Source organism: Thainema salinarum CENA647, from assembly GCF_057732415.1.
The window spans coordinates 951,551-967,935 of record NZ_JBYJZJ010000015.1 but is presented as its reverse complement, the minus strand read 5'-3'; the positions used below and the strand labels follow the sequence as shown (position 1 = coordinate 967,935).

At 51.5% G+C, this 16,385-nt stretch carries 20 protein-coding genes; 5 read left to right on the top strand and 15 right to left on the bottom strand.

Annotated features, from left to right (window positions below):
- Nucleotides 1–54 precede the first annotated feature (54 nt).
- From folE to AC286M_RS06095, 5 genes are all read right to left on the bottom strand, one after another.
- Nucleotides 55–693 (bottom strand): GTP cyclohydrolase I FolE, encoded by a 639-nt coding sequence (gene folE / locus AC286M_RS06115; protein ID WP_488203526.1) that lies wholly within the window; start codon nucleotides 691–693, stop codon nucleotides 55–57.
- Between the two features lie 281 nt (nucleotides 694–974).
- On the bottom strand, nucleotides 975–1,409 hold the full coding sequence (locus AC286M_RS06110; protein ID WP_488203525.1) for a SufE family protein: 435 nt from the start codon (nucleotides 1,407–1,409) through the stop codon (nucleotides 975–977).
- 80 nt (nucleotides 1,410–1,489) lie between these two features.
- On the bottom strand, nucleotides 1,490–2,497 hold the full coding sequence (locus AC286M_RS06105) for a CobW family GTP-binding protein (RefSeq protein ID WP_488203524.1): 1,008 nt from the start codon (nucleotides 2,495–2,497) through the stop codon (nucleotides 1,490–1,492).
- Nucleotides 2,494–2,784, bottom strand: a complete 291-nt coding sequence (locus AC286M_RS06100) for a DUF1830 domain-containing protein (RefSeq protein WP_488203523.1) — start codon at nucleotides 2,782–2,784, stop codon at nucleotides 2,494–2,496. Before AC286M_RS06100 ends, AC286M_RS06105 begins: the two co-directional genes overlap by 4 nt.
- Before the next feature lie 3 nt (nucleotides 2,785–2,787).
- A complete protein-coding gene (locus tag AC286M_RS06095; RefSeq protein WP_488203522.1) occupies nucleotides 2,788–3,573 on the bottom strand; it encodes a metal ABC transporter permease in 786 nt (261 codons plus the stop codon).
- A 9-nt stretch (nucleotides 3,574–3,582) separates the two neighbouring features.
- Between AC286M_RS06095 and AC286M_RS06090 the strand changes: the two genes are divergently transcribed.
- On the top strand, nucleotides 3,583–4,074 hold the full coding sequence (locus tag AC286M_RS06090; RefSeq protein WP_488203521.1) for a four helix bundle protein: 492 nt from the start codon (nucleotides 3,583–3,585) through the stop codon (nucleotides 4,072–4,074).
- Between the two features lie 17 nt (nucleotides 4,075–4,091).
- On the opposite strand, the gene AC286M_RS06085 is transcribed toward AC286M_RS06090, so the two are convergent.
- Nucleotides 4,092–4,871 carry a metal ABC transporter ATP-binding protein gene (locus AC286M_RS06085; protein WP_488203520.1) on the bottom strand — a complete coding sequence of 260 codons (780 nt, stop codon included), beginning with the start codon at nucleotides 4,869–4,871 and terminating at the stop codon, nucleotides 4,092–4,094.
- A 32-nt stretch (nucleotides 4,872–4,903) separates the two neighbouring features.
- Entirely contained in the window at nucleotides 4,904–6,091 is a 1,188-nt protein-coding gene (locus AC286M_RS06080; protein ID WP_488203519.1) for a metal ABC transporter solute-binding protein, Zn/Mn family, read from the bottom strand.
- Between AC286M_RS06080 and AC286M_RS06075 the strand changes: the two genes are divergently transcribed.
- From AC286M_RS06075 to AC286M_RS06065, 3 genes are all read left to right on the top strand, one after another.
- A complete protein-coding gene (locus tag AC286M_RS06075; RefSeq protein ID WP_488203518.1) occupies nucleotides 6,090–6,302 on the top strand; it encodes a hypothetical protein in 213 nt (70 codons plus the stop codon). The two genes, AC286M_RS06080 and AC286M_RS06075, sit on opposite strands and share 2 nt — an antisense overlap.
- A 63-nt stretch (nucleotides 6,303–6,365) precedes the next feature.
- Nucleotides 6,366–7,598 (top strand): FAD/NAD(P)-binding protein, encoded by a 1,233-nt coding sequence (locus AC286M_RS06070; protein ID WP_488203517.1) that lies wholly within the window; start codon nucleotides 6,366–6,368, stop codon nucleotides 7,596–7,598.
- Between the two features lie 59 nt (nucleotides 7,599–7,657).
- Complete coding sequence (locus AC286M_RS06065) at nucleotides 7,658–8,023, top strand: ArsR/SmtB family transcription factor (protein ID WP_488203516.1); 366 nt, start codon at nucleotides 7,658–7,660, stop codon at nucleotides 8,021–8,023.
- Nucleotides 8,024–8,155: 132 nt separating this feature from the next.
- Here AC286M_RS06065 and AC286M_RS06060 read toward each other — a convergent pair whose 3' ends face one another.
- Nucleotides 8,156–8,494, bottom strand: a complete 339-nt coding sequence (locus AC286M_RS06060) for a DUF5615 family PIN-like protein (RefSeq protein ID WP_488203515.1) — start codon at nucleotides 8,492–8,494, stop codon at nucleotides 8,156–8,158.
- Nucleotides 8,491–8,715: a DUF433 domain-containing protein gene (locus AC286M_RS06055; protein WP_488203514.1), complete on the bottom strand. Its 225-nt coding sequence runs from the start codon at nucleotides 8,713–8,715 to the stop codon at nucleotides 8,491–8,493. Before AC286M_RS06055 ends, AC286M_RS06060 begins: the two co-directional genes overlap by 4 nt.
- A gap of 113 nt (nucleotides 8,716–8,828) precedes the next feature.
- Between AC286M_RS06055 and AC286M_RS06050 the strand changes: the two genes are divergently transcribed.
- A complete protein-coding gene (locus tag AC286M_RS06050) occupies nucleotides 8,829–9,428 on the top strand; it encodes a cation efflux transmembrane domain-containing protein (RefSeq protein WP_488203513.1) in 600 nt (199 codons plus the stop codon).
- Nucleotides 9,429–9,461: 33 nt separating this feature from the next.
- Here the strand turns inward: AC286M_RS06050 and AC286M_RS06045 are convergent, their stop codons facing one another.
- From AC286M_RS06045 to AC286M_RS06020, 6 genes are read right to left on the bottom strand one after another with little or no spacing between them, the layout of a single operon-like run.
- Nucleotides 9,462–11,504 carry a hybrid sensor histidine kinase/response regulator gene (locus AC286M_RS06045; protein ID WP_488203512.1) on the bottom strand — a complete coding sequence of 681 codons (2,043 nt, stop codon included), beginning with the start codon at nucleotides 11,502–11,504 and terminating at the stop codon, nucleotides 9,462–9,464.
- Nucleotides 11,505–11,515: 11 nt separating this feature from the next.
- Nucleotides 11,516–13,645: an ATP-binding protein gene (locus AC286M_RS06040; protein WP_488203511.1), complete on the bottom strand. Its 2,130-nt coding sequence runs from the start codon at nucleotides 13,643–13,645 to the stop codon at nucleotides 11,516–11,518.
- Entirely contained in the window at nucleotides 13,642–14,649 is a 1,008-nt protein-coding gene (locus AC286M_RS06035; RefSeq protein ID WP_488203510.1) for a SpoIIE family protein phosphatase, read from the bottom strand. The genes AC286M_RS06040 and AC286M_RS06035 overlap by 4 nt, the downstream gene beginning before the upstream one ends.
- Nucleotides 14,650–14,664: 15 nt before the next feature.
- Nucleotides 14,665–15,063: an anti-sigma regulatory factor gene (locus AC286M_RS06030; protein WP_488203509.1), complete on the bottom strand. Its 399-nt coding sequence runs from the start codon at nucleotides 15,061–15,063 to the stop codon at nucleotides 14,665–14,667.
- Nucleotides 15,050–15,466 carry an STAS domain-containing protein gene (locus AC286M_RS06025; protein ID WP_488203508.1) on the bottom strand — a complete coding sequence of 139 codons (417 nt, stop codon included), beginning with the start codon at nucleotides 15,464–15,466 and terminating at the stop codon, nucleotides 15,050–15,052. Before AC286M_RS06025 ends, AC286M_RS06030 begins: the two co-directional genes overlap by 14 nt.
- 16 nt (nucleotides 15,467–15,482) lie before the next feature.
- The gene (locus AC286M_RS06020) at nucleotides 15,483–16,334 is read right to left on the bottom strand and encodes an STAS domain-containing protein (protein ID WP_488203507.1); all 852 of its coding nucleotides are present in this window, start codon (nucleotides 16,332–16,334) and stop codon (nucleotides 15,483–15,485) included.
- Nucleotides 16,335–16,385: the final 51 nt, after the last annotated feature.

Sequence of the window (16,385 nt, the reverse complement as noted above, 5' to 3'; positions counted from 1 at the left end):
AACAGTAAAAATTGAAGTTGATGGACTGAATATTGACAAACTTTCTGAACGTTTCTAGTGAAATGCTGGACGGTGACGAATCAGGCTCATAAACTCTTGGCGAGTTTTAGGATCTTCGGCAAAGACGCCTCGCATAGCACTGGTAGTCGTCCAGGAACCCGGCTTTTGAACGCCACGCATCACCATACACATGTGACTCGCTTCGACGACGACGGCAACACCTTGGGGTTTCAGCAGACCTTCCAGGGCATCGGCAATTTGGGCGGTGAGTCGTTCCTGCACTTGCAGACGCCGGGCATACATCTCGCAGATGCGAGCAATTTTGGAGAGGCCAATGACTTTGCCGTCGGGAACGTAGGCGACATGGGCGCGACCCAGAATTGGTAGGATGTGGTGCTCGCAGGAACTGAACAGGTCGATGTCGCGCACCAACACCATTTCGTTGGCGTTTTCGTGAAAGACGGCTCCGTTGAGCAGCTCATCCAAGGATTGGTGATAGCCGGAGGTGAGAAACTTCAGGGCTTTGACAACTCGCTTCGGAGTATCGACTAACCCTTCGCGATCGGGGTCTTCGCCCAAACCTAGCAGCAGTGTGCGGACGGCCTGTTCCATCTCTTGGTCGGAGACGGGGAAGTCGGCTTTAGTTTTGATTGAACTAGGTTGGAACTCGTCACGAGAAATGGATAAGGTCATGGATAATTTTTAACTAGGGTTAGAAAGAGGGGAAAGCTTCTGTTTCCCCCTAGATGGAACGCGCTCCTAGGGGAGAACGATAATCATTCTCATATTATAATCCACAAACGTCAGGTTACTCCGGCCTAGCCGAAGGTCAGCCCAAGCGGGGTTTGGCCATCTCTCGCTCAGACAGTCGAGAGACACAGCTACCGGCCAAACAATTGTTGAGGCAGTCGGTGCAGTTGCAACGGGTTCAACTGGCGACCAATGAAGATGAACTGGTTTTAGGGTGGAGTGGTTCAGGGTTCGGGGTGATGCTGTAACTGATAGGCTTTGGCCTTCATCATCTTGAAGATGTTATAAAACCCATTGGCGCGAGACGGGGTCAAGCTGACACTCAGCCCGGTCTCTTGAATAAAATCCGGTTTGAGCTGAAGAATCGTATCTGGGGATAAGCCATTCAGACCCTCAATCAACAATCCAACTAGCCCCTTAGTAATGAGAGCGTCAGAATCCCCATAAAATATCAACTTTCCCTCCATTAGGGTTGCCGTAATATAGACTTGTGAGACGCAGCCAGCTACCTTGTTTTCAGGCGTCCTATCAGATGCCGGAAAGGGCGGCAATCGCTTTGCAAACCACAGCAAATATTCATAGCGCTTCTTGTTATCAGCGGTTTGTTGAAGGCGCTGAACGAATTTATCGAGCTGCGGTGTTGGTGATAGTGCAGTCATGGGCTGTTGATCGGCATAAATTTGGGTTTGACTCTTGGCCAGTTATCTCTGATCGCTTTTCTCTTAGTTGACAAACATTACTAAAGCTGGAGCAGCTTGCCTGCCAAGCAGTTCGTTAGCTGCTGATGCAGTTGCAGGGGGTTCAACTGACGACCGATGAATACAAGCTGATTTTTAGGTGTCGTTTTCCAGGGTTCCGGAGTAATGCTGCACCGCTTGCCGCTGAGCTGAAAGATGCAGCTTTCCTTAGTTTCTTCAAACCAAAGAATTCCTTTTGCTCGAAAGACGGTGGCGGGGAGTTGGGTTGTTAAAAAGTGTTCGAATCGGGTCACATTAAAGGGGCGATCGCTCTTAAAAGGCAGTGAGACAAAGCCATCCTGGGACAGATGAGTCGAGGTGCCAGGTTGGGACTGGCTCCAAGAGTCTTCTGTCGGCAGCAGAGCGGGCGGGGAAGCCAATCCCACATCCAGCAAAGCTGACAAAGGCAAGCTGTTGGCTGCCGCCGTTAGCGAGCATCGCAGGAATCGGGCCTGCTCTTTGATGCTGTCAATGTAGGCTTCTAGCTGGGTTAGCTTGTCCTCTGACACCAAATCCGTCTTATTCAGCAAGATGATGTCGCCGTAGACCAACTGACTAAGAGCCGCACCACTGCTGAAGTGGTCTTCGGTAAAGGCTTCCGCATCTACCACGGTAATCACAGAATCTAGATCCGTGAAGGCTTGTAGCTCCGTAGTCAAAAACGTCATCATGATCGGCAGTGGATCCGCTAATCCGGTGGTTTCAACCACTAAATAGTCAATCCGTTCCTCCCGCTCCAGCACGGCAAATACGGCATCCACCAGACTGTCGTTGATGGTGCAGCAGATACAGCCATTGCTCAGCTCTACCATGTTTGCATCAACCGATGTCAGCAATTGACTATCAATGTTGATGTCGCCAAACTCATTGACCAGCACTGCCACCTTCAAATCCTGCCGATTGGTCAGAATGTGGTTGAGTAGCGTGGTCTTGCCGCTGCCCAAGAATCCGGTGATTAGGGTAACAGGCATTCCTCGCTTGGGAGCCAGTTCTGATAATGAAGCAGTCATCTCATCGACCTCAAAATCGTGGATGAAATCGGTGTTGCGATCTGCAAGCGATCGCAGGGAATATGATCGGCCTGTAGTGTGGTGATGCCATCACCACTGTAAATTTCGAGTATGGCCTCTGCGACGGTTTCAAAGAGGAGTAAGTCACCCGGAAATACAACGCGTTCGAAATACCAATGGGCAATGTTGGAAATTCGAGCAATCTGTAAGTCAGATGATGGGTTGTGATAGCTGCACAAAACTCTGTTTGGCAGTTGGGTGGGCAGGGCATCAAGAATTTGGGTCATGGTTCAGGAAGCCAGAACGCGAGCTTTGGGAATCAGAATGGCCAGCAGAAAAATGGCCAGTTGAACGGTAACGATGCTGGGGCCAGAGGGGAGGTCGAATAGAGCGGACAGGAGCATCCCAATGACGGCGCTCACAGCTCCCAGGACAGCGGAGATCAGGATGTAGTGGGAAAAGTTGCGGCTGAGCAGACGGGCGGCACAGGCTGGAATGACGACAAAGGCACTGATTAGCAAGACGCCAATCGCTTTAATGGAGATGCCCACCACCAGAGAAAGCAGCACAATAAAGGCGGTGCGCTGGGCCGAGACGTTTACCCCCCGCGCGATCGCCATTGGTTCATTCAGAGTGAGGAGAATTTGCGATCGCAACGTCAAGCCAATGAACCCCGCGCACACCGCCAACAGCAAGGTACCGAAGATTAGATCAGCAGTTTGTACGGCCAGAATGTCGCCAAAGAGAATGTTCGTAATGCCTCCCTGATATTCGTCCCGAAAGCTGAGCAAAATGATGCCCACCGCCAGGGAGGAAGAGTAAATGATGTTCAACAGGGCATCAGTCCAGAGCTGAGTCCGTTCCAGAAAATAAGTGACGACTAGGGCAAACACCACCGCAAAAGGCAGCAGTACCCAGGAGGGATTGAACCCCAGCAGCAGCCCAATGCTAATGCCCAGCAAGGCAGAATGACCTAATGCATCGCTAAAGAAAGAAAGCTGCCGCAGGATCGTAAAGCTGCCCAACAAGCCGCCCATCAGTCCGGTCAATACACCACCCATCAGTGCTCGCTGCATAAAGGGTAGTTGGAAAAGTTCGATAACACGGGTGAGTTCGGTAGGCATAAGGTGAGTGGGGAAAGGGGAAGTGAGGAATGGCAGGTGGGAAGAATAGGAAAAGAGAGAATTGGGTTTTGGGGTGTAATGGTGGTGGGAAAAATTCAGTCTTATCGGGATTTGGAAGTTTGGCAACAGGGAATGGCGTTGGCGGAAGTTTGCTATCGCATCACGAGGACATTTCCGAGGGAAGAAATTTATGGCATGGTTTCACAAATTCGGAGAGCAGCGGTTTCAGTTCCAGCCAATATTGCTGAAGGCTATGGACGAGAATATCGAAATGAATATATTAAATTTCTGCGGATTGCTCAGGGTTCTCTAAAAGAACTAGAGACCCATCTGATCCTTGCCGTGCGGGTAGAAATAATCACGACAGAAATCGCTCAACCCATCCTCGCTCAATGTGAATCTACAGGTAAATTGCTGCGTGCCCTCCTCCGCGCTCTCCAAAAAAATCAATAACCCCACTCCCCACTCCCTTACTCCCCCTTGCCCGAACAAGAATGGTGATAGCGAACCAGATCAGGCCCATAGGCAAGGGATAACTGCTCAGGAGCCAGGGCATGATCGGGAGGCCCCTGGCACAGCAGTCTCCGGTTCATGCAGAAGACGCGATCGCAGTTGCGACGCACCATATCCAGGTCGTGGGAAATCTGCAAAATCGCCCATCCCTGCTCCCGCTTCAGTTGATAGAGCAGCTGATAAAAATCAGATTCACTGCGTACATCTAACCCGGCTGGGGCTTCATCCAAAATCAAGAGGGAGCGGGGCCGCACTAGACAGTAGGCGAGCAGCACCCGTTTGGTTTCTCCACCCGAAAGGCTGCTCACGAGCTGATCGCGCAGGTGCCAAGCCTCCACTTGGGTCAACGCTGTTCGCACCGCATGACGACGCGCCCGGCCACCGACCCACGGCAGTTGCAGCCCCACTCGATCCCAGCCCAAGCCCACCAGCTCAGACGCGGTGATGGGAATGCGGCGATCAAACAAGAAGTTTTGCGGCAGGTAAGCAATGCCCTGGCGCACCTTGGGCGGTAAATAACCCCTGGCAGACAAAGGATGCCCCAGCACAAACACGTCTCCCGATTGGCGCGGCAAAATGCCCAGCACCGCTTGAATTAGAGTACTTTTCCCAGCTCCGTTGGGGCCGATGATGGCGGTGTCTGTTCCGGGTTGCACCGCAAACGACACATTCTCCACAGCTCGGTGAGTTTCACGGTAAACCGTTAACCCCTCAATGACTAAAACCGGATCGCTCAAGTCATGACTCCTTGCTCAGCACTGAACTAGCATCAAAACCGCAGACCTACCCGCTGGGGCGCAACCGCCACAGGTTGGGGCACCCAGAGTGGCAGCCACGCCTGATCGGATGTCTCAAAGGAAGTCGCGAGATTATCAGCGTTCTGGCGCATGGTGTCCAGGTAGTACTGCGGCTGAATTGCGGTAGCGGGGCCGGTTTCAAGGGGGTCAAACACACCGACCTTGATGTTGAGATCATTTGCGATCGCATCAAAGGATTCCTGCCCGGCCTGGGGTTCGGTCATGATCGTTTTTAGACCTTCGGCCTGCACCGTTTCCATCACTTGCTTCACGTCTTCAGGAGACGGATTCTCTTCCGGAATGCCTACCAGCGTTTCGGATTCCAGCTCATAGCTGTCGGCAAAGTAAGACGCGAAGTTATGGAATACCACAAAGGTTTGTCCCGTAAAGGGAGCCAGCTTTTCGGTGATTTCGGCATCCAGCGCTTCCAGTTCGGCAATAAAGGCAGCGGCATTGGCGGTGTATTCGGCTTCACCTTCTGGATCAGCTGCAATCAGTCCATCCCGAATGTTTTCTACCTGCTCGATCGCCCGCTTGGGATCTAACCAAACATGAGGATCAAATTCACCATGAGCATGACCGTGGCCAGCGTGATCATGCTCCTCGCCTTCGGCATGAGCTTCGCCTTCAGCATGATCGTGTTCTTCGCCTTCGGCATGATCATGATCGTGGTCGTGTTCTTCGCCCTCTGCGTGGTCATGATCCTCCCCGTGGCTATGGCCATGTTCTGCATCGGCAGCGAGGGTAGCAATGCCTTCACTGGAGTCGATGATCGCTAGATCAGCATTTTCGGCATTCTCGATCATGTCGTCCAGGAAGAACTCCATTTCCAGACCATTCTTGACCAGCACATCAGCATTGGCGAGCGCTTGGGCATCGCCCGGCTTAGCTTGATACTCATGGGGGCCAACGTTTGTTGGCAGCAGCTGCACGACTTCAGCGCGATCGCCTGCCACGGCTGTCGTGAACTGAGTAATGGGCAAGAACGTCGTCACCACTTGCAACGCATCTTCTGGAGCAGCGGCCACTTCCGCATCAGTCGCATCTGAGGACTCGGTTTCGCTAGTGGGGGTATTAGTGGCGCAACTACCCAGGCCCAAGGCAATTGCCACAGAGGAGGCCAACAATAGAGCAGTTCGAGAAGGAAAGAGTTGAGGCATGGAGCGATCTCCTGAAATGCTTAAAAGAACTAACTTTTTTGATAGTTTTGATAATGATTATCATTCTAATTTGTCTTATTATCGTAGAGGTTCAACATTTATCTGTCAATTACCGCAGCATTTGTGCTTTAAAAAATGGGTCGCTATTCCTGCTGTCGGGGAAGTCGCAGCAACTCAAAGGGTTGGGGCTAACCCATCATCCGTCCCCTGAACTATCGTGCGGCGGTGATACTTCCTTTTCTCCATTACTCGTTTATTGACCGCGTAAACCCTCATGACCAACATGCAAACCGATATCGCTATCATCGGCGCTGGGCCTCAAGCATTGACCCTGGTAACCCACTTGCTGCAAAAGAAGGCAAAACTCCGCCAGCGAATTCAAGTATTTGACCCTAGCGGCAGCTGGATGACGCAGTGGCATCAGCAGTTTGCCGCTCAGGAAATTGCCCAGTTGCGATCGCCCGCTGTTCATCATCCCGATCCCAATCCTCACGCACTCAGAACCTTTGCCGAAGGACGACATCACGAACTGCATCCCCCCTATGATCGACCCGGTACTCACTTATTTCGAGAGTTCTGCGACACGGTAGTTCAGCGTTGGCAACTGCAGGATTGGGTCACTCCCGCTCAAGTCGTTCAGTTGGAACCCTTGCGACAAAAGCCGTCTCGCTTTCGACTAACCCTGCACACAGGGGCAATAGTGCTCGCTCGACGCGTGGTGCTGGCAACGGGAGGGGGACAGATGTCTATTCCGGATTGGGTAAAGCGGCTTGATTCGCCTTATCCAGCAGATCGCCTGTGCCATACCAATCAGGTGAGACTGCCAGACTTAACGTCCCTCAAAGGTGAAACAGTACTGATCGTGGGGAGTGGCTTGACCAGTGGTCATTTAGCGGTCGGGGCCGTGCAGCGCGGTGCCAAAGTTGTGATGATGGCGCGGCGTACTTTTCAGGAAAAAATATTTGATGCGGAACCCGGATGGCTGGGGCCAAAGTATCTCAAGCACTTCCATGCGGAACCGGATATGCAGATCCGCTGGCAACAGGTGCAACAGGCTCGTAATGGTGGCTCACTCACACCGGCCATGATGACGCGCCTGCGCCGCCTGGAACACCAGGGGCAGATCACCGTTTATGAACACTGCCAGGTAGCCGACGCTCAGTGGTTGGGGAATGCGTGGCAAATCTGCTGCGATAACCATGCCGTGCATGATTGCATTGCTCATCAACCTATTCAGCGGATCTGGTTGGCAACAGGGACAAGTTTAGATATTCAGGCTCATCCCCTGCTAGCAGACATCTTGCACCAGCATCCGATTGAGATCGTCAACGGAGTCCCTGTTTTGGATGAGCATTTGCGTTGGCCAGGATGTGAACTGTTTTTGATGGGGCCTTGGGCCGCACTGCGCGTTGGGCCAGTGGCTCGGAATTTGTTTGGTGGAAAGTTAGCGTCTGATCGAATTGTGCCAGCCCTGACGAAGGCTAGCCTGTCGTTTGCTCGCTCCTGAATCATCCTGAAGATGGAGTCTATACGCCATAATGAACCCATGAACCCCTTGAGATATTTGTGAATAACTCCAACCCCAAAGATATTTGCCAGGTTCGGTGCTTCAACACTGAGTTGGTCAACCATGTTCAGAACACGCTGCCCAGTGAAGACACCCTAGAAACAGCCCAAATCATCTTTGGCGCGCTAAGCGATCGCTCTCGCCTGAAAATTCTCTATGCCCTCAGCCACGACCAGGAACTCTGCGTCTGCGATATCGCTACTCTACTGAACGTCAAAGTCGCGACGGCCTCCCATCACCTGCGCAAACTGCGGGACTTGAAGATTCTCAAGTATCGCAATGATGGCAAGCTGGCCTACTATTCATTGCGAGATCGACGGGTCTCCGAAATTCTCAATTATTCGCTGAAGCAGTTAGTGGATTAAAGATTTTAGGGATTGGGCAGATCTGTAACGTTGCCCATCACCCGCCGCAGATCACCTCGAAAGCTCACCAAATAGACTCTCGACGGTCAGGTGCATGGGCTCAGGTGCATGGGCGTTGTTTAGCTTGCGTCGCTAATCTCCGCTAATTTCAACTAAAGCTTCACCAGATTGTAAAAGCTCTAATGCTTTTGGCAAAGTAGCACTCAAAACTTCTCGCAACTGTGCATTTGAGGTGTTACCGCAAGTCAACCATATAATTTGCGGTGGTGAACCAAAACGATCAACTAGATCAACAAAATCACTGTCTTTAGTCATAAAAATAACGCCTTGAGCCTTTGCTGCCTCAAAAATCTCAGGATCTTCAGCGTCTCTCAAACCAATATCTCGTAAAGCTAATGCTGTCACTCCAAAAGTGCTGTTAATCCAAGTTGCGATCGCAGGCGACAACTGTGCATCAATCCAAATGGTCATGCTACCAATACTGGATGGTTGAGCTTACGCGATGCGTATACAAGTGCCGCTTTCAGGTCATCTGCCTCAAGATCAGGCATCTCTTCTAAGATTTCTTCCGCACTCAGTCCAGCAGCAAACAAATCTAAAACATCTGACACCCGAATTCTCATCCCTCGAATGCAGGGACGACCGCCACACTGTCTAGGGTTAATCGTGATTCTTTTGAGCAGTTCTGTCATAATGCTGCACTTCTAAGCAAACCTACAACTCAGTGTAGCAATTGGATAGCCCCTTCTAGCAGACTGCTACTAATTAAACGAGGCAGCTATTCTGGATTAGAGGTTTCATTTCCTTGAAAAGAAAAAACATTGGCATCCAAAAGGTTATAAACATCCAAGCTAATCCTGAGAAGAGTAGTGGGGGGATTAATTTGGTCATGTTTTTTGTGGAGTTTGGGGCGGGTCTCCGAGCCGATTCCCTTTCACTGACCGGGGACTCTCTAGATATGCTAGGGGACGCTTTAGTCTATAGCACTAGCCTCTATGTGATTCATCGCAGCGCCAAAGCACAGGCAGGAGCTGCTTTACTGAAGGGAGTGATTATGTTCGGTTTTGCGATCGCGGTTTTCGCCCGTGCCATTTACCAGTTTGTGACTGAGGCCACACCAACCGCAGAACTTATGGGGATTATTGGCTTTCTGGCGCTGGTGGCTAACCTGATCTGCCTGCTGCTGCTGACCCGTCATCGCCAAGACAACTTGAATATGTCTTCCGTTTGGCTCTGCTCTCGCAATGACATTATTGCCAATACTTCCGTTTTGGTTGCTGCCGGATTAGTGTTGCTGACCCAATCCCCCATACCGGATTTGTTAGTAGGTCTACTGCTTACCGTCGTGTTTGCTCGTTCTGCCGGAACGGTCTTGTCGCAATCCTGGCGTGCGATCGCATCGTGACGGTCTTGGGTAAGTAAACTACTCGTTTGCAACTCACACATGGTTTACTAAGGCCCAAACCGTTTGTATCAATGTTTCCGGCTCAATCGGCTTCGTAATATGCTGCTGAAATCCAGCCGCTAATGCTTGCTGTTGATCACCTTCTCCGGCATAGGCAGTAAGTGCGATCGCTAAAATATTTTTATTCTGGTCAGATAGCTGTTCTCTTACGCAGCGGATTAGTGCATAACCATCCATTTCGGGCATGCCAATATCACTGATCAGCAAATCAAATTCTGCCTGGGTCAATTGCCTCAACGCTTCACAAGCCGACTCTAAGGATGTAACGCTTGCTCTATGCTGTTCTAGCAAAAAGGTTACTAAATTTCGCGAATCTCGCTCATCATCGACAAGCAGCACGCGCAAACCCTTAAGATTCAGATCGGGCGTATCAGGAGGTAGCGAACGATCTGTATCCCGCTTGGTAGCCACTAGGATAGGCAGTTTAATGATAAACGTGGCACCCTGTCCTTCTCCTGAACTCGCTACTTGAATCGTGCCGCCATGCAGTTCAACCAAATGGTGAACGATTGCCAATCCCAATCCTAATCCCCCAAAGCTACGGGTTGTGCTGCTGTCTTCCTGCCGAAAATAATCAAAAACATGGGGTAAAAAGTCGGCGGAGATACCCTGGCCAGAGTCACGGATCGTAATTTGCGCATAAGCGTGATCGGTTGATGGAGTAGTTTGTGCTTGACTCCTTAACGCATTAACGCCTTCACTCCCTAACTCTCTGCTGACTTCTTCTAGCCGCACCTGCACGTTTCCACCCTGAGGCGTGAATTTGATGGCGTTGGAGAGCAGGTTCCAAACGATCTGCTGCAGACGACTCGAATCCCCCAGTACTTTGCCAACGTCGGGTTCAAACTGAGTTTGAATCCGAATCGATTTTGCTTCAGCGGCTAGCCGCACCGTTTCAATCGCGGCTTTGATCGTAAAGGGTAAGCTCACTGCCGCTGTCTTCAGACTCAGCTTGCCTTGAAGAATACGAGATACATCCAGTAAGTCTTCAATCAGTTGAGCCTGTAATTTGGCATTGCGTTCAATCGTTTCGAGGGCGTATCGAGTTTTGGCCTCATCCTGCTGGCCCATCTGCAAAATTTTGGCCCAGCCCAGGATGGGATTCAAGGGCGATCGCAACTCATGGGACAGTACCGCCAGAAATTCATCTTTAATCCGGTTGGCCTGGCGCAGTTGTTCGGCTTGCTCACGGGTCGTTTCATAGAGCGCATCCAGGCGTTGATTGCGTTCCTGTAACTCAATTTCGGCTTGCTGACGCTCCGCCTCAATCCGTTTGCGATTGGTGATATCAACTAGGATTAAAACTGCCCCCGTAAAGTTACCAGCGTCATCCAAAACCGGGTCTACCGTTTTGGCAAACCAGCGATCGCGACTCTGAAGTTCTAAAACCTGGCGCTGGTGCGTTTCTTTCGCCTGGTGAAAACAGGAGCCATCGCCCACTCCTAGGGCGGAATCCATCAACTCATGGTGAACCTGCCCTAAAATATCTTGGGCGGGTTTATCTAAAAGCCTGATCATCGCCTGATTGCAGCGTAGAATTCGTCCTTGCTGGTCAACGAGACATACGCTGTCATTGATGGCATCGAAGGTAGTTTGCCATTCCCGCGCCGAAGCCAGCGCCAGTTCCTCTGCCTGCCGAATGCGAAGTAGCGATCGCACCGTTGCCAGTAGCTCAATCGGCTCAACGGGCTGCGCCAGATATCCATCTGCACCGCTGTCTAACCCCTCGGCCTTGTCCTGGCTTTTGACAAAACTGGCCGAGAGATGCAATACGGGAATAAAGGTGGTTTTGGGATCTGATTTAATCCGGCGACAGACTTCAAAGCCGCTCAGATCAGGCAGTTTCACGTCCAAGATCACCAGGTCAGGTTGGTGCTGGGCAATCGCCTCCAGTCCGGCGGTTCCCGTTGCCGCTTCCACGACATTAAACCCTGCATTTTGCAAGACCCGCGTTACAACGTAACGATTGGCTTCGTTATCATCTACATGCAGGATTGTTCCTCCTGGCTCAAACATGGAGTGCTTCCTCAAGCGTCTAGAATCAGCCCGGCTTTAACAAGAACCTCTCGCAGGTGGGAGGCTGCCGCCGCTTGAGACGTTTTTTCCTTAGAAAAAATCGCCACACCTTTTTGGGTTAAGCGGCTCTGAGTGTCTAAATCTAACTGGATAGACGAATGAATAATAACCGGAATGGTTTGAGTCACAGGATTTTGCTGTAACTGATCCAGGACATCTAACCCACTCATTTCGGGCATTTCTATGTCCAGTAAAATAGCCGTGGGCTGCTCACGCTCAGCTACCGCTATTCCTTCTCGGCCACTTGTCGCCTCCAGAATGTGTAATGGGCTGTCTATTAATAACTGATGTATCACATATCGATAGGCTGGATCATCGTCAATCAGTAAGAGTTTCTGAATTTTGCCGCGATAAACCAGACTATTAAGCTTATTCAGCAAAGGCAATCTATCTACGGGTTTAATTAAGAAGCTATCGGCCCCTAAGGCCAGCGCCTGTTTCTCGTTATTCACAACCGTAATCACCACAACCGGAATATTGCGAGTCGCCTCATCCCCTTTCAGTTCGCGCAGGAACGTCCATCCATTCTGCCCTTCTAGTAAAATATCCAGCATAATTGCGGCTGGCCGAATTTGCTGTAAGGACTGCCTCGCCTGAGCTAGAGTACGAGCTGCAACGAGCTGATAGCGGGACTCTTGCAGGTGTTTTTCATAAACAAACAGCGTTTCCGCATGATCTTCAACAGCCAAGACAGGTAAGTGAATGGGGTTCAGGACAAGGGGCTGTACTGAGGCGGAACCCTCAGCCGTTTGAGGGTACACGATGGGAATGGAGAGCAAAAAGGTAGAACCTTGCCCCAATGCACTTTTGACCAGAACAGTACCGCCCATGACCTCTGCTAACTTGCGGGAGAGCGGTAAACCTAGCCCTGTCCCCTTCACCTGCCGTTGCAGATGCGACTCAATCTGCACAAAATCCTCAAAAATCCGCTCTTGGTCGTCTGAAGCAATGCCGATGCCTGTGTCTGATACGGAAAAGCGAATCGCAGAACCAGCCTGCACCGCTGTGATCCGCACTTCCCCTTGCTCGGTGAACTTGAGTGCATTTGAGATGAAATTGCGGAGAATTTGGGCAATTTTCCCCTCATCGCTATACAGCGGGGGCAAATCCTCCGGTTCGACAAACACCAGCGAGACAGAGGAACCCTGCACCATCAGGGGACGCAGCATCCCCCGGAGAGTAGCAAACAAGTCGCTGACGGCAAAGGTACTGGGCCGCACTTCGGTTTTGCCCGCTTCTACCTTGGCCAAATCCAGCAGATCGTTGACCAATTCAGATAGGCCATCGGCTGCTTTTTGCATGAAGACCACTTGCTTCTCTTGCTCCGGCGTCAAGTCGCCATCAATGCCAGACAGCAGCATGCGGGACAGCGACAGAATGGAGTTGAGCGGGGTACGAAACTCATGGCTCATATTGGACAGGAAGCGAGTTTTCAGCTCATTGGCCTGCTGTAGCGAACTGGCCTTCTCATCCAGTTCGGCATAGAGAGCAATCACACCCCGATTGGTATCTTCTAGCTCTCGGTTGAGTTTGGTCAGTTCTTCCTCACGCCTGCGCAGTTCCGCCATCGCCCGCAGCAGTTCCTGGTTTTGGCGCTGGATTTCTTCGTAGGGATTTTGGGGCGATCGCCCCAGCACAGCTTCCTGAATTTGCTGCACCTGCCAGTCTGTGAGAATGGGAGCTCGCTTTGGCAGGGCTTTGCCCATCGTCACCGTCGTTCCCTGTCCGGGTACCGATTCCACTTCAAATACATCCATTAGCCGTTGGGTGCCAATAATGCCCAGCCCCATGCCCGTAGTGGAATGGTAGCGCCCTGCCAGTATATCGGTCAGATGCAGAATGCCTTTGCCCTGATCCTGTATCTGAATGAGGAACGTTTGTGGGCTTTCTTCTACATAGAATTTAGCTCTGCCACCCTTGGCATATTGAAAGGCATTGCGGGCAATTTCAGACACAGCCGTGGCTAGTCTGGCCTGATCTTGTCCATCAAATCCCAATTGCTCTGCCAGGTCGCGAGTTCGCTGTCGGGCCTGTACAACATCCTGTTCGTAGTGAATTTCAAGCGTGAAGAGGACTTTCATGATCCGGTTCCTTTCGCCACTAGCACGGTGATATCGTCGCGCTCCCGGTGAAAATCGCGGTAGAGAACTCCGGCAATCAGTCCAGGATGTCTGTGGCTCAGGCCGGGGTAGCGATCGAGCTTCCACTGGGTGCCCAAGCCGTCCGAATGCATGATCAACAGCCCGTTTAGATACCAGGGGTAGCTGAATTCGTGAATCTTGCGCACCTCATGTCCTACGGTGCCGTTATAGGAGACTAGATTATGATGTTCTGTGGCGGCAGAGATACTGGCCGCAATATTGCCAATTCCGGCAAAGCGCAGGGTCTGCTGCTCAAATTCAATTTCTGCGATCGCTAATGCGGCTCCTCTTGTACTCCGCAGGGCAGCATGAGTCGCTTCGACAATGTGCTGAGGTGATTGGTGAGCGCACTCTTGGAACGCTCGAATCGCAGCGGCAGCGGCAGCAGCGGCAGCAGGCCCATGCCCTAAGCCATCGACTACCAGCAGCAGATGGCGGGACGGCTCAGCGTGACAAGCCCAGTCATCGCCGGAAACGTCCTGGCCCTGCTTCGGTAAACACACCACGCCAATATCTAAGTTTCCCTCGGGTGGGGGAGGCTCTGGGGTGGGCCACAGGTGGGCCAGCAGAGCCGTTCCTTTGCTGGGCCAGGAGTAAATATCAAAAAAGCTGGAGAGGCGACGAATTGCCCCCAGCCCATTGCCGGACGTGCCAGCGGTGGAATAGCCATCTTGCAAACAGGCTGCCACATCGGCCATGCCGGGGCCGCGATCGAGGGCCAGCACCTCGATGCCAATTGTGGGACTTTGCACAATCGCCCGGAGCAGAATCACTCCGCCCCCACCGTGCTGTACCAAATTATTGGCCACCTCTGTGACCAGGATGCCAACCTTGCCTCGTGCCGTTTCCTTAAATCCCAGCCGACTCGCTAAGGCCAATGAAGCTCTTCGTGCCTCTCCGGTCTGGCTTTGTTCTGTAACTGCGATCGCAGTAGATTCCCTCAAGCGGATGTCCTCGTGTTACTTCCATCGTACAATCGTCACCCAGGTTCCTTGTCCCACCACAGACTTGATCTCAAACTCATTGGCCAGCCGCTTAGCACCCCCTAACCCCATGCCCAAGCCGCTACCCGTCGTGAATCCATCCCTCAGCGCCAGATCAATATCTGGAATTCCTGGCCCCTGATCTTCAAAAGTCAGGCTGAGTCCGCGCCGCATTCCTTCCTGGAGGGTTTTCAGCGTCATGCTGCCCCCTCCCCCGTAGTCCAACGTATTGCGCGCCAACTCGCTAGCCGCTGTCACAATTTTGGTTTGATCAACTAAACCCAAGCCAATCTCAATCGCAAACTGGCGCACAATTTGCCGTACTAAAACGACATCTACAGACGATTGAATAGGAATGATTTCAATCTTCTGCATTGCTCTCGATACCCCATTCAGTCGCAGCGATCTGGCTATTTTGGGATTCATCACTTGATGATCGTAACAGTGCCATGCCTTTTTCTACATTTAACGCCGTGCGAATCCCGGTCAGAGACAGCCCCAACTCCACCAGCGTAATGGCAACAGCCGGCTGCATCCCGACTACAACGGTTTCTGCATCCATCACCTGCGACATTTTGGCAATGTTGCCTAGAATTCTACCAATAAAAGAATCTACAATTTCCAAGGCGGAAATATCAATTAAGACTCCGTTAGCATGAGTTTTGCTAATGCGGTTAGTCAAGTCATCTTGGAGGGTTGTGGCCATGCGATCGTGCATATCGACCTGGATGGTGACAAGCAAGAATTCGCCCATTTGCAGGATGGGAATACGCTCCATCGGTTTCTCCTATTCGCTACTTTTGAGCCACATTAGTTCCCATCCGTTTCAGTGCGGTGACGAAGGCATCGGCTAACGTTGCTTTCGTTGTCACACCAACCAGATCGATACCCAAATAGACGATTGTTTGGGCAATTTGAGGCCGAATTCCGCTGATAATACAGTCGGCTCCCATCAGACGGGCAGCAGTCACGGTTTTCAATAGATGTTGCGCCGTCAGGGTATCGACGGTGGGAACGCCTGTAATGTCAATGATGGCCACCTCTGAACCCGTTTCAACAATTTTCTGCAACAGCGACTCCATCACGATCTGAGTACGAGCGCTATCCAAGGTGCCAATAATCGGCAAGGCTAAAATGCCGTTCCACAGCTTAACAACGGGGGTAGATAGCTCCATTAATTCTTCCTGCTGTCGCAGAATTACCTCCTCCCGCGCCTTTTGGTAAGCTTCCATGATCACCAATCCCAGCCGATCCAGCAGGTCTGTTGCTAGCCAAATCTCTTCTCCTAATTCAGTCGGATCGTGCAGTTGCTGCCCCAGTCGGCTAAACAGCGGACGTTTGAAGGAAAAGATAAACATGGCTGTTTCGGTCGGCGTGAAGCCTTTTTGAGAACGCGATCGCGAAATGCTCGTCAACATCTCTCGCACCTCGCGCCATTCGGGAGCCTGAATGTTGGTCAAGTTGCCCTCTTGTGCGGCATCACGTAGCAATCGGAGAAATTCTCGGCATTCTTCTTGCAGTTCGGCTTCCTTGATTAATCCCTTCCGCGTATTGGTCGCCGCTAACTCCTGATTCCACTCTGATATTAAATCTGCCTCATGGGTTTTTAGTATCTCCGGTATTTTGCTGCTGTGAGTTATGTCCATGAGGCTTTTTCCTTCATCTATTCAAGTTTCAGTGTAGAACTATAGGGATTA